At 42.4% G+C, this 12481-nt stretch carries 10 protein-coding genes; all 10 read left to right on the top strand.

The genetic code is table 11. The annotated features are described in order from the left end of the window. Nucleotides 1-220 precede the first annotated feature (220 nt). The 10 genes from F0261_RS19280 (at nucleotide 221) to F0261_RS19235 (ending at nucleotide 12424) form a co-directional block, all read left to right on the top strand. Nucleotides 221-1060 (top strand): flagellin, encoded by an 840-nt coding sequence (locus F0261_RS19280; RefSeq protein WP_014978571.1) that lies wholly within the window; start codon nucleotides 221-223, stop codon nucleotides 1058-1060. 94 nt (nucleotides 1061-1154) lie between these two features. Beyond that, nucleotides 1155-1640: a flagellar protein FlaG gene (locus tag F0261_RS19275; protein WP_014978572.1), complete on the top strand. Its 486-nt coding sequence runs from the start codon at nucleotides 1155-1157 to the stop codon at nucleotides 1638-1640. Nucleotides 1641-1651: 11 nt separating this feature from the next. Further along, nucleotides 1652-3082: a flagellar filament capping protein FliD gene (gene fliD / locus F0261_RS19270; RefSeq protein WP_014978573.1), complete on the top strand. Its 1431-nt coding sequence runs from the start codon at nucleotides 1652-1654 to the stop codon at nucleotides 3080-3082. Between the two features lie 22 nt (nucleotides 3083-3104). Further along, nucleotides 3105-3533 (top strand): flagellar export chaperone FliS, encoded by a 429-nt coding sequence (gene fliS, locus F0261_RS19265; RefSeq protein WP_014978574.1) that lies wholly within the window; start codon nucleotides 3105-3107, stop codon nucleotides 3531-3533. A gap of 313 nt (nucleotides 3534-3846) precedes the next feature. Beyond that, nucleotides 3847-7224 carry a 6-hydroxymethylpterin diphosphokinase MptE-like protein gene (locus tag F0261_RS19260; RefSeq protein ID WP_171338691.1) on the top strand — a complete coding sequence of 1126 codons (3378 nt, stop codon included), beginning with the start codon at nucleotides 3847-3849 and terminating at the stop codon, nucleotides 7222-7224. A gap of 3 nt (nucleotides 7225-7227) precedes the next feature. After that, nucleotides 7228-8250, top strand: a complete 1023-nt coding sequence (locus tag F0261_RS19255; RefSeq protein ID WP_014978577.1) for a glycosyltransferase — start codon at nucleotides 7228-7230, stop codon at nucleotides 8248-8250. A 31-nt stretch (nucleotides 8251-8281) separates the two neighbouring features. Beyond that, a complete protein-coding gene (locus tag F0261_RS19250; protein WP_014978578.1) occupies nucleotides 8282-9310 on the top strand; it encodes a glycosyltransferase family 2 protein in 1029 nt (342 codons plus the stop codon). After that, entirely contained in the window at nucleotides 9310-10437 is a 1128-nt protein-coding gene (gene gmd, locus F0261_RS19245) for a GDP-mannose 4,6-dehydratase (protein WP_171338690.1), read from the top strand. Before F0261_RS19250 ends, gmd begins: the two co-directional genes overlap by 1 nt. Nucleotides 10438-10439: 2 nt before the next feature. Continuing rightward, nucleotides 10440-11282: a GDP-L-fucose synthase gene (locus tag F0261_RS19240; RefSeq protein ID WP_171338689.1), complete on the top strand. Its 843-nt coding sequence runs from the start codon at nucleotides 10440-10442 to the stop codon at nucleotides 11280-11282. A gap of 101 nt (nucleotides 11283-11383) precedes the next feature. Continuing rightward, the gene (locus F0261_RS19235) at nucleotides 11384-12424 is read left to right on the top strand and encodes an IS481 family transposase (RefSeq protein ID WP_069945679.1); all 1041 of its coding nucleotides are present in this window, start codon (nucleotides 11384-11386) and stop codon (nucleotides 12422-12424) included. Nucleotides 12425-12481 lie beyond the last annotated feature (57 nt).

The raw sequence follows: 12481 nt of genomic DNA, 5'->3' as shown, positions 1-12481 counted from the left end.
TTCTTATATTGATCAATGGCTTAATCTTATTTTTTTGAGATTAATAAAAAAATTTGGAAAAAAAGCTAAAGAACCTAAAGACTTTGCCGATACCTATTGTTGAGGGGTAATTTACTTTACTTTTAAGAGAGGAGTTAGTTGGGAGTAGTGACCCGACTAATTTGAACTGGAAGGATTTGATGATACCACATCGGCCATTGAATCCCTAGGAGGTAATCTAATGTCTTTATTTGTAAATACTAATGTGTCATCGATCAATGCACAACGTCAGCTTTTTGACGTAAATGATCGCTTAAACACGTCTTTTGAAAGACTATCGTCGGGATTCCGTATTAACAGTGCAGCAGATGATGCTGCAGGCTTGCAGATCTCAGATCGTCTAACGTCCCAGGTTGAAGGCTTAAACCAAGCTGTACGTAACGCAAACGATGCGATTTCTTTATCGCAGACTGCAGAAGGTGCACTTAGCGAAGTAACAACGAGTTTGCAGCGTATTAGAACACTTGCTGTTCAATCGCAAAATGGCATAAACAGCTCGGCCGACCGTCAAGCACTTCAAAAAGAAGTATCAGCACTACGTACTGAGATTTCACGAATCGCTACTGACACTCAGTTTGGTAACGTTAATATATTGGATGGTAACTTCTCAGCGAAGTTTCTTGTTGGTGCCAACGCTGGCCAAACTATCTCAGTAAACTTATCTTCTACTAATTTAGGTTCTATCAGTGGTTTTAGCGCAACAGGCCTTGGAATCACCACCAACGATGTATCTACTGCGGCGGGCGCGTCGTCTTTGCTAAGTGATATCGACGCAGCTATCTCTGGTATCGGGGCTGTGCGCGCGGACCTAGGTGCACTTCAAAACCGCTTCCAGTCTACTATTCGTAACCTAAGTAATATTAGCGAAAACCTGTCTTCTGCTCGCTCACAAATCCGTGATACAGATTTTGCGACAGAAACTGCTGAGCTAACTAGAAACCAGATTATCCAGCAGGCATCTGTTTCTGTTCTCAGCCAGGCTAATCAGCGTCCACAAACTGCGCTGTCTTTGCTTGGATAAGCTATACTTTAATTAGTTACCTTAGTTGAGATGTAACGGGTGCTTGTGCTTTGTGTGCAAGGCCCGTTTTGTCGTTTCAGTTAGGAGGTATTAAGTGGAAATTCAAAATACCCAAAGTGGCCAAGGTTTTGCATCGACTACGCCATTGGCACCAGTGCAAAATGAAGCGCCTTCGGTTTCTGAACTGAATGCTAATCGCAATGGGCAGCAAACTGGAGAACAAAGTCAACTTGCTAATCAAGCTAAGCAGGCTCAGTTTTCAGGTACAAATGTTGACGAACAAAATAACGCTCAAGCTTCTGGTCAGCAAGCCGATAACAAAAATGTAGAGAGGAACGGTGCACAGTTAGATGAAGCTGTCGCCAAAGTTGAATCATTCCTTAAGGTTCAGAATCGAGATTTAGCATTTACTATTGACGAAGAAACAAATCGCTCGGTGGTAACGGTAAAAGATTCACAATCTGGCGATGTCATTAGGCAAATACCTTCAGAAGAAGTGTTGAAACTTGCTGAGCGCATTCAAGAGTTGCAACAGGATGTTGGGAACAGTGTAGGAGTGTTTATCAACAATCAGGTTTAACGAGGTAAAGTATGACAATTCAGTCTCTAGGTGTGGGCTCAGGCCTGGCACTCGATGATCTTGTACAACAGCTTCTAACTGCAGAACGTCAGCCTAAAGAGGAACGTTTAAACGCGAAGGAAGAGCGTATAGAGGCTGAAATTTCTGGCCTAGGACAAATTAAATCTAAGCTGTCTGACTTTAAAGATGCCGTCGATGAATTGCGCAGTGATAACGGTATTAATGGTCGAGAGCCCACCATCACCAATCCTTCTGAAGACAATGATGTTCTTTCTGCAGAAGCGTCAAACTCCGCATTGCGAGGCAGTTACGAAGTTGTTGTCGAACAGCTTGCAGCTGGAAGCCGAATAACTACAGATGCAGGTGCATTTACATCGAGTAGTGACCCCGTTCTTACTTCGGGAACCGGTTCATTGACCTTTGACGTAGGCGGAAGTAAAAGCTTCACCATAGACGTTACCGCTGGTATGTCGCTTACCGCGTTACGCGAAAAAATAAATAATTCCGACGATAATTTTGGTGTTACCGCAAACATTATTGATACAGGAACTGGCGCAGGCCCTCGACTAGTATTCTCCTCTAGCGAGACTGGCGATGGCAACGACTTGGTTATCACTAATGATACTGGGGCTGCCGAGCTAGATCGTTTATCGACGACTGGCGGCACCAACAATATCAGTGCAGCAAATATAGAAAGCGCGAGAAACGCCATCGCTTATATTGATGGCATTGAAGTCCAAAGTAGCTCGAACGAGTTCGAAAATACAATTCAGAACGTATCCTTTGAGGTTAATGAAGTTTCGCCGAAGGATGCTGCTGGCGATTTTTTAGCGACAAAACTTAGCATCGGTTATGACAAAGAAGGCTTAGATAAAAAGATCAGAGACTTTGTCGATAACTACAATGCACTGATTGATGAAATCAAAACATTAACTCGATACGGTGAGTCTGAACTAGAAGAAGACGGCGCATTGGCAGGTGATTCTTTGTTGCGCGGTATTCAAAGCGGCTTAGCCTCTATTGTTGGGGATAATGTGAGCTCTTCTGCACTAGGTGGACTTTTCCAAATCGGTATAGAGTTCGACGATGATGGCAAGCTCGAAATTGGCTCGACTGATTTTGGCTTAGGGACTGGCGAAGACCGACTTGAAGATGCACTAGAAGATAGCTTTGATGAAATCGCTAAATTGTTCACTGACCCAGATGAGGGTATTGCTACTCGGTTGTATGAGTTTTCTAAAGAATACACCTCTTACAGTGGACTAATTAGCTTAAGAGAGCGTGCGGCGAAAGACGACCGCGAAGATTTATACGATCAGCGCGAGACGCTTGAGTTACGTATGCTGAATTACGAAGAGATACTTCGAGATAAATATTTGAACCTCGACCAAACCGTTGCGCAGTTAAATCAGACTGGTTCAGCGCTGTTAGCGTCGTTGTAACTAAAGTAGAGTTGGAGTTTTTATGTCACTCAAAGGTATAAATGCCTATCGCAAGGGCAATCTGAAACAGGACGTAGCAAATGCTGATCCGCATAAGCTTACTTTGATGCTGTTACAGGGGGCACTCGACCGAATTGCGTATGCTAAAGGTGCGATGGAGCGTAAAGAATTGGTGGTCAAAGCTGATTACATCTCGAAGGCAAGTGCGATTATCATGCATTTGCGGGACACGCTCGACTTAGAAGTAGGCGGTGAAGTCGCTGAAAATATGTTTGCGTTGTATAACTATATGGTTGAACGCTTAAATGACGCACACTTTAATAACAACTTGAATATGTTAGATGAAGTGTCTAGCCTATTAACACCAATCCGAGATGCGTGGGTGCAGATTCCTGAGGATGCGAAACAGGAAGCATATGAGGCCCAGCGTCAGAACCGACAAGCTATTTGAAAAACTCGATATTAAATCACAGCGAAACTCCTTTATTCCTCCAAGCAGTTAACGCTGAGTTAGCTGCTTGTTTGTCATCGTCCAGTGACACCTTTTCCACAGAACGATTTCGGTACCTTTCCCAAATACGCCATAAAGTCGTTGTTCGAGCGCTGTCCCGCCTTGAGGGTGATGAAAAATCGTCGTTTGTACAAAAAGAAATGTTGATAAATCAAAAGCTTGAAGAGCTGGCGCAAGGTTTGCTTGATAACGCTAAAAAAGAAGCGGTCAAATTTTCCAGAGGCCGCGCAGCCGTTAAGAAATATAAATAGCCATGTTACAGCAGATTCAGTTTCACGTTCATGAAGATGAGCGACAGCAGCAAAATATTGAGCGAGCGCTTGCGCAAGAGATTAGGGATAACTATCGACTCAGTATTAGTGCATTTGAGCGGTTTATTCCAACCCTTGCAGACCTAATTAAGAAACATGATTCGTCAGTATCTACCTTGCTGTGTAATAAATTTGGTGAGCTGAATATTATTAACTACAACACCGGGCAGGTGTTGTATGGTGAGCATCCAAAGCAAGAAGTTCTCTCTCACTACAATGCATACATCGCTCGCACGGCTCCCATTTCATTATCTAGTGATAATGAGAAATCTGTTTCTGCGATGGTTGTTATGGGGCTGGGGTTAGGTTACCACATTGAGAATTTGATTAGAGAGGGCCGCTATCAACATATAGTGGTCTATGAGCCTAATATTGATTATTTTGTGTGTTCGCTGTCTAGTCTCAATTGGAGAGAATTGCTCAATATCGCAAAAGAACGAAGCATCGCCTTGTATCTTCAAATTGGTTCTGACGGCGCAAACTTCGCTAAAGATATGTTGGAGCTTAAAAAGCACATTGGAATTGATAAACTAGATTTTTATAAGCATTTGCATAATCCGGTGTTCAATAACCTCGAAAGCAAACTAATGACATCAGATTGGCATGAACTGCAGTCGTGGTTACCTGCTCGTAACACTAGTTCAATTAGCGAGAGTTACCTTCATCAGTGGGCACCGCTAAAAGATGACAAGGAGTTGCGTTCTTCAAATTTAGATGAGGAGCGCAAGAATAATAATCTCGTCGCTTTAAAAAAGTACTTCCCGAACCTATACGAAGAGTTTGTAAATTATGAGCCTCAGCAGTGGGCGCCAAGCGCTAACGTGGATGGGGAGGTTTATCTTTATCACATGTCAACTAATGCGCTGTTTTCCAGTGCGCCAATTGATGATGCGAAAACAAATTTTAAATCCTTTGCATCAAAGCCGAACAAAGACGGTCTGCTTTTAAGCTATAAAGGAAAGAAGTTAAAAGGGTATTTGCATTACCAGCTTGTCGAAGAGTGTGAATCTGTACTAAAAGATGTGCAGGAGAAGCAAAGTGCGTTACCTACTCAGGTCAAGTCTATCATCCAGTTTGGCATTGGCAGTGGTTATGGGCTTAACTACTTAGTAAAAGAACACGGTATTGGTATGCTATTTATTTGCGAGCCAAATCGAGATTTCTTTTATGCCTCATTATTTGCCGTAGACTGGGCAAATATCATTTCTTCGTTTGATGAAGGAAAAAAACGCCTTTACTTAAACATAGGTGACGATGGCTCAAACCTCACCAATGATTTATTGATTCAATTTCAGTCTGTTGGCCCTTATGTGTTGGCAAATACATTCTTCTATCAGAGCTATGTTAATGAGAAGCTTACTGATGCAGTTGCCCAACTGCGTGAGCAATTGCTTGTTATTATTGCGATGGGGGATTACTTTGATAATGCAAAGTACGGTATTTCTCATACTTTATGGGCATTAAAAAACAAAGTCCCTTTTCTTAATAAAAGAGTTAAGAAACTCTTGCCGACCGAAGTGTTGGATGTTCCGGTATTTATTGTTGGGAATGGACCTTCGTTAGACGGACTAATGGGTACGCTAAAGGAAGAGTCTGAACGGGCAATCATAATATCATGTGGAACGGCGCTCCAAGCATTGCATCGTAAGGGGATTTGCCCAGATTTCCATGCAGAAATTGAGACAAACCGGTCTACCTTCGATTGGCTCACTAGAGTTGACGATCAAGACTATCTAAAACGAATTACATTATTAAGCTGTAACGGTGTTCATCCCGATGCAGCTGCTCTATTTGGAAAAACCTTATTGGCCTTTAAGCAGGGCGAGGCATCAACTGTGGCCTTCACAGAGCTAAAAAAGGATCACGGTTTTACAACGTTGAACTTTTCCTATCCCACAGTTACAAACTTTGCTGCAGATATGGCCACTACTATCGGTTTCAACCAAATATATCTTTTTGGTACCGATATGGGTTTTGTTAGTGATTCATACCATCACTCAAAGTCTTCTGGATATTACGATGTAGAAGGTAATGAGTTATATGATTATTCAGCTAACCATGCAATGTCATTAGCGATTCCTGGCAACTTCAAACCTTGGGTAAAAACCAAATACGAATTCAAAGTTTCAAAAAGCGTTTTAGAGCAAGTATTTGCCTCTTCCTCTAGCGAGGTCTACAACCTTAACGACGGTGCGAGAATACTTGGAGCCAAGCCACTGAAACAGGAGAATGTGCTACTTGTCTCTGCTCCTGAAATGAAGGCTAATGCGAAGTTTGCTTTAAACACCCTTGCATTTACTAGTGAGCACAATGATTGGTTTATTAATGAATTTGGAAATCGATACAGTACACAAAGCTTAATTGAGGAATTAAACGCCTTGACTGGGGTCGTAAAAAAGACTTTTTCGACTATGGAAGACATAGACGAATTTATATTGAAACAAAGGGACTTTATTGTTTCTTCGTTTCAACGAAAAAAGTCATTGGCTTTTTATTACCTCAACGGCACGTTCAACTATATTAACAGCATGTTTAGTAAGTTACTTAACCTTGCAGACGAACAAGTTGCGACACGTGCAGCAAACGAGCTTAGTGCTATCTGGGCGCGATACGTTGATGATATCCTTACGATTATTTCTGACGACCAATATGGTCAGGATGCTGTCTCGTCTCTGTCTGGAGTGCGTCGTCAGAAAATCCTAGCAAATGAATTCAGTCGTTCTCCTTTGAATCTACAAATGCAGCCGGCTCATTATTTTATCTCTAGTCCCTTGTTTGATTTAGCTAAGAAGGGAGCAGCGACGGATGCTAAACCGATAGTCATCAACTGGCTTATTAACAATGAAGAAGTTAAAACCGATGCCTCAGTGTGCAATATTGCGATGGATGTAGCCCAGTGTGTTGGGCAGCCTATAAAAGGAGTAACAGTACTATCTCCGGGGTCTTTTGAAAATCCGCTTGAGCCGTTACAAGCAAATGATTTGTCTCGAGTAGACTTGGCTGTAATTGCTATTATGTCTGGCTTAGAGGACGTTATTTTCCTCCAGAAGTACACGCAGCATCCTAGTTTAGATTTAGCGTTTCTATCTCAATTTACTGTGGTTGGAGAGGGAAGGCATTGTTACGGTGGGCCTGATTTCATTATTATTAGTGACGAACCACTTTCAGAGAAAGCGCTGGTCTTAAAAAGTGGTGATCGCTTAGTGTTGATGCCACGATTAAAGCCAATAGACATGCGTAGAGAGTTTATTAGTGAAGATGAATATTCCAAACGAAAAGCGGCCAAAGTAAATCAAATTAGACAAGCTAGAGGTCAATAGGTCGTGGCAACCGTTACGGCGCTAATGACAACCTACAATGCTTCAAGGTGGGTTGGCGCCTCTATTGCGTCTGTTCTGTCTCAGACTTATGAAGACTTTGAATTGCTTATCATAGACGATGGCTCTTCCGATAACACAACAGATGTTATCAATAGTTTCGATGACGCTCGCATAAAGCTTGTTGCAAACAGCCAGAACAAAGGCGTGGGCTATTGCCTAAATCAGGCGTTATCCCTTGTAAACACGCCATACATTGCCAAAGTGGACGCTGACGACATTAGTTCGTCTAGCCGATTTCAAGAGCAGCTAAAGCATCTTGAAGAAGGTAACTTTGACCTGGTTAAATGCTTTCTTTCTTATTTTCCTGATAATGAAAAGGTGCGTGACTCAGCGCGCTTTAAGCAGTTTAAAGCAAAGAAAGAAGGATTACTAAATAGCGTATCTGAGCCAAGTGCTATCCAAAAAACACTCTCAGATTGGCCCTGTTTCCCTCACACTACCTATTTTGCAAAAACAACGTCGCTGCAAAACGTTGGATATCCTTGCTTAAGAATGTTTGAAGATTACGTTTTGTTTCTGCGGCTGCTTAATGCTAAGGCTAAGTTTGGGTGCGTTGAAAAAGTGCTCGTTAATATGAGGGTAAGCGATTCCTCTACCACGGCTTCTTTATCAGCGCGAGATCTTGAGCATGGCCTGTCTCTAGTCGTTGAAGAAAAGTGGAGTAGGCTTTCACATTGTATTTCAGGCAAGTCGCTCTTTGTATTTGGAACAGGCCAAATGGCAAAAGCGTTTGCTAGAATAATGATGCATCGAGGTATTACGGTGAAAGCGTTTGTAGAAACTTCGCCCACTCAAGATATAGTAACTGATAACGGAACGAAAACTCCCGTCATTTCACTAGCTAATTATATGGCTGTTTCCCAAGCCGCGTTAGTGGTGGCTGCGCAACCTGTCAGGGAAGAGCTAACCGAGCTTCTTGAAAGTGAGAATCTGCATAATGGACAAGATTTTTTGATCCTTGCCTAATAGTGGCATCTGAGAATGAACGTAGAATGAAATGAAAATATCCATAATAACGGCAACCTACAATTGTGCTCACTTAATAGAAGAGTGTCTTAGCAGTGTTGCCGAGCAAACCGCAATAGATAAAATTGAACATATAATTATCGATGGCGGCTCTACTGACAAAACATTGTCCACTATTTGTAAGTACCCACACGTCGCTAAGGTCTTTTCGGCGCCAGATAGAGGTATTTATCATGCATTTAACCGTGGCGTTGAATTAGCGTCAGGCGACATAATTTATTTTCTCGGTGCTGACGATTCGCTTTATGAAGCGAGGGTTATTGAAACCATTCTCGATGCTTTTGGGCGTGAAAATATTGATTATGCGGTAACAAAAGTCAGATGTTTCGATGAGGAATCTGGGGAGGTATGGTTTGCAAACACTGAGATATCGAATCGTGCAAATACCTGTCATCAGGGGTTTTTCTGCAAATCCTCGTTGTTCAACAAGATAGGCCCTTTTAGCGAATGTTTTAAGTTATATGCTGACAGTTTCTTCATGAAGACTGCGATCACACGGTATCAAGGAACTTATATCGATGCGATTTCCGCTAATTTTCGCCAGGGAGGCGCAAGTTCTAGCAGCGCCAGTAGGTTACTACTAAAAAGAGAAGCTGATGCTGTTGCTCAATTGCTTGGAGAAACGACCTCTAGTAAGGAAGTTCAGCTTGATAAGAATGTTATTGATTTAAAATTGCTTCTTGAAAAGGTTCTCAATCAAGAGAAGCTTTTGGCAAGTTATGCTGGAATGAGAGTTGGAGTATTTGGTACACGGCAATTGTCGATATTAATTGCAAATGCGCTCAGACAGAATGGCGCCCTCGTTTCATGTTTCCTGCAATCCACTCGAGATAGTATAAATGAGATAATGGACGTGCCAGTAAAATCCATAGAGGAAGCGCGTGATTTAGCATTATCCATGGTGATAAATGGTGTGGAAGGTGAGCATGAACTTGATATTAGTGAAGTGCTGAGGGATAAGCTCGAAGGAACGAAAGTGATAAGTTGGAGAGATATGTAATGCCTGAAAAAAAGAAGGCTTTAATAACAGGTATCACCGGTCAAGATGGTTCCTATTTAGCCGAACTCCTGTTAGAGAAGGGATATGAGGTTCACGGGATTAAGCGAAGAGCGTCATCATTTAATACGCAGCGTGTAGATCATATCTATCAAGATCCCTTCGAATCGAATAGGAACTTCATATTGCATTATGGCGACTTAACCGATAGCTCCAACATTATTAAATTAGTGCAAATGATCCAACCTGATGAGATTTACAATTTAGGAGCGCAGAGCCATGTCGCGGTGAGTTTTGATTCGCCTGAATATACTGCAGACGTCGACGCTATGGGAACCTTACGGCTTCTAGAGGCTATTAGGTTACTGGGTTTAAAAGACAAAACTAAGTTCTATCAGGCTTCTACTTCAGAGCTCTATGGCAAAGTTGCCGAGACGCCGCAAAGAGAAACCACGCCCTTTCATCCGCGCTCACCTTACGCCGTGGCCAAATTGTATGCGTATTGGATAACCGTTAACTATAGAGAAGCATATGGTCTATATGCGTGTAATGGGATTTTATTTAACCATGAATCACCTCGCCGCGGAGAGACCTTTGTAACGAGAAAAATCACGCGTGGACTAGCCAACATTTCTCAGGGCCTAGAGGGTTGTTTACATTTAGGAAATTTAGATGCGCTCAGAGATTGGGGGCACGCCAAAGATTACGTTTACATGCAGTGGCTAATGTTGCAACAAGATAAACCTGAAGATTTTGTTGTAGCAACTGGGGAGCAATACTCAGTTCGACAATTTGTTCAATGGTCGGCAAAGGCGTTGGGCATTGAGCTTAGGTTTTCTGGTTCAGATGTTCACGAAATTGCTACGGTAGTTTCTGTCGACAAAGCACTGTCACCAGCACTGAGTGTAGGAGATGTGATAGTCAGGGTAGATAAAAAGTACTTTAGGCCCGCCGAAGTTGATTCCTTGTTAGGTGATCCTACCAAGGCAAAAGAAACCTTGAACTGGGAACCTACAATATCAGCTAAAGAAATGTGCGAAGAAATGGTAGCGTCAGATGCTGAAGAGGCGCGTAGGTTAGCTTTTTTAAAAGCGAACGGGTTTGAACTCCCTATCAGTGGGGAAGGTTGATAATGTCGGCTAAACGAATTTATGTAGCGGGCCACAAGGGAATGGTGGGGCGTGCTCTAGTTAGCGAGCTATCTAAAAATAGCAATATTGAAATTGTAACAGCGAGTCGTGGTCAACTTGACCTTACAAATCAGCTTTCGGTAAAGCAGTTTTTCAAAAGTCATGACGTTGATGAGGTGTACTTGGCAGCTGCAAAAGTGGGGGGAATACACGCCAACAATACTTTGCCTGCGAGTTTCATTTACGAGAACTTGATGATAAGTGCAAATGTGATTGAAGCGGCACACGAAAGTGATATTAATAAACTGTTATTTTTGGGTTCAAGCTGTATTTACCCAAAATTTGCGGAGCAACCTATTAAAGAGTCGTCGCTTCTTTCAGGCGCTCTTGAACCAACGAATGAGCCTTATGCTATTGCCAAAATAGCAGGTATTAAGCTTTGCGAAAGCTTTAACAGGCAATATGGTAGAGATTACCGAAGCGTGATGCCGACTAATTTGTATGGCCCTTATGACAATTTCGAGCTTAATGGCAGTCATGTTATTCCTGCGCTCATCAATAAGTTCGCACAGGCGAAGCAAAATAATGCTTCATCGGTAAACATTTGGGGTAGTGGCAGGGCTAGAAGAGAGTTTTTACATGTTTCTGATCTGGCTCGAGGCTCTATCCAAATAGCAAACCTTCCAAACGCTGAGTTTAATGCGGCAATTCCACCAATGAGTTCACACATTAATATGGGGACAGGTACAGATTGCTCAATTCGAGAATTAGCTGAATTACTTTGCGAAGTAACCGAATTTAAAGGGAGGCTTGATTTCGACACGAGTAAGCCGGAAGGAACGTGAATTAGTCTCGACTTAATCTGACACTTCTTCTTGAAAAGATGAGAGTTACCCGTTTTGATAAAGGTGTCGAATCTTTAATCAAAACAAAATAGGTAACTCTCATGTTGCATACTAACAATCCAATCATTAAACACAAAGCAGGTTTGCTTAATCTCGCAGAAGAACTCGGAAATGTATCAAGAGCGTGTAAAGTTATGGGCGTTTCTCGCGATACTTTTTACCGTTATCAAGAACTTGTTGAAGACGGTGGAATTGACTCGTTAATCGATAAAAGTCGCAGAACTCCAAATCTTAAAAACCGCGTTGATGAAGTGACAGAACAAGCTGTCATTGATTACGCTATCGAGTTTCCAGCTCACGGCCAACACAGAACCAGCAACGAGCTTAGGAAGAGAAGTATTTTTGTGTCTGGTAGTGGCGTTAGATCCATTTGGCTTCGTCATGACTTGGAGAACTTTAAAAAGCGGCTTAAAGCGTTAGAAGATAAAGTCGCTAATGACGGCATAATCCTCACAGATTCACAGGTTGCTGCGTTAGAGAAAAAGAAGAATGATGACGAAGCTTGCGGAGAGATAGAAACCCTTCACCCAGGTTACTTAGGCTCGCAAGATACGTTTTATGTGGGAAACTTGAAAGGTGTTGGTCGTATCTATCAGCAAACCTTCATCGATACTTACAGCAAGGTGGCCTTCGCCAAACTGTATACCACCAAAACGCCGATAACCGCTGCTGACGCTCTCAATGACAAGGTGCTGCCTTACTTCGAACAGCATGACTTACCAATGCTCAGAATACTTACCGATCGCGGTACAGAATATTGTGGGAAGGTAGAGCACCATGATTACCAGCTTTACCTTGCGATAAACGATATCGACCACACGAAAACTAAAGCAATGTCTCCGCAAACGAACGGAATCTGCGAGCGCTTCCACAAAACGATATTGAATGAGTTCTACCAAGTTACGTTCCGTAAGAAACTATATGCGTCGCTAGAAGAGCTTCAAAAAGATCTGGACGTGTGGATGGATTACTACAACAATGAAAGGACTCATCAGGGCAAAATGTGCTGTGGCAGAACGCCACTGGAAACATTAATCGATGGGAAACGGACTTGGGCTGAGAAGAATCTAGCTCAAATCTAAACTGACAGCGACACCTGAAAAAACGGGTAACTGTCAGATCAAGTCTGAGCTAGTACA

The sequence above is a fragment of the Alteromonas sp. 07-89-2 genome, from assembly GCF_013113925.1.
In the GTDB taxonomy this organism is placed as follows: Bacteria; Pseudomonadota; Gammaproteobacteria; order Enterobacterales; family Alteromonadaceae; genus Alteromonas; species Alteromonas macleodii.
The sequence above is the reverse complement of the archived record's forward strand: the minus strand, read 5'-3'. Positions and strand labels throughout refer to the sequence as shown.

Bases quoted from the DNA above. Each gene is read 5' to 3' on its own strand.
- F0261_RS19280 (WP_014978571.1), top strand. From the start codon at position 221: ATGTCTTTATTTGTAAATACTAATGTGTCATCGATCAATGCACAACGT.
- fliD (WP_014978573.1), top strand. From the start codon at position 1,652: ATGACAATTCAGTCTCTAGGTGTGGGCTCAGGCCTGGCACTCGATGAT.
- fliS (WP_014978574.1), top strand. From the start codon at position 3,105: ATGTCACTCAAAGGTATAAATGCCTATCGCAAGGGCAATCTGAAACAG.
- F0261_RS19260 (WP_171338691.1), top strand. From the start codon at position 3,847: ATGTTACAGCAGATTCAGTTTCACGTTCATGAAGATGAGCGACAGCAG.
- F0261_RS19250 (WP_014978578.1), top strand. From the start codon at position 8,282: ATGAAAATATCCATAATAACGGCAACCTACAATTGTGCTCACTTAATA.
- gmd (WP_171338690.1), top strand. From the start codon at position 9,310: ATGCCTGAAAAAAAGAAGGCTTTAATAACAGGTATCACCGGTCAAGAT.
- F0261_RS19240 (WP_171338689.1), top strand. From the start codon at position 10,440: ATGTCGGCTAAACGAATTTATGTAGCGGGCCACAAGGGAATGGTGGGG.
- F0261_RS19235 (WP_069945679.1), top strand. From the start codon at position 11,384: ATGTTGCATACTAACAATCCAATCATTAAACACAAAGCAGGTTTGCTT.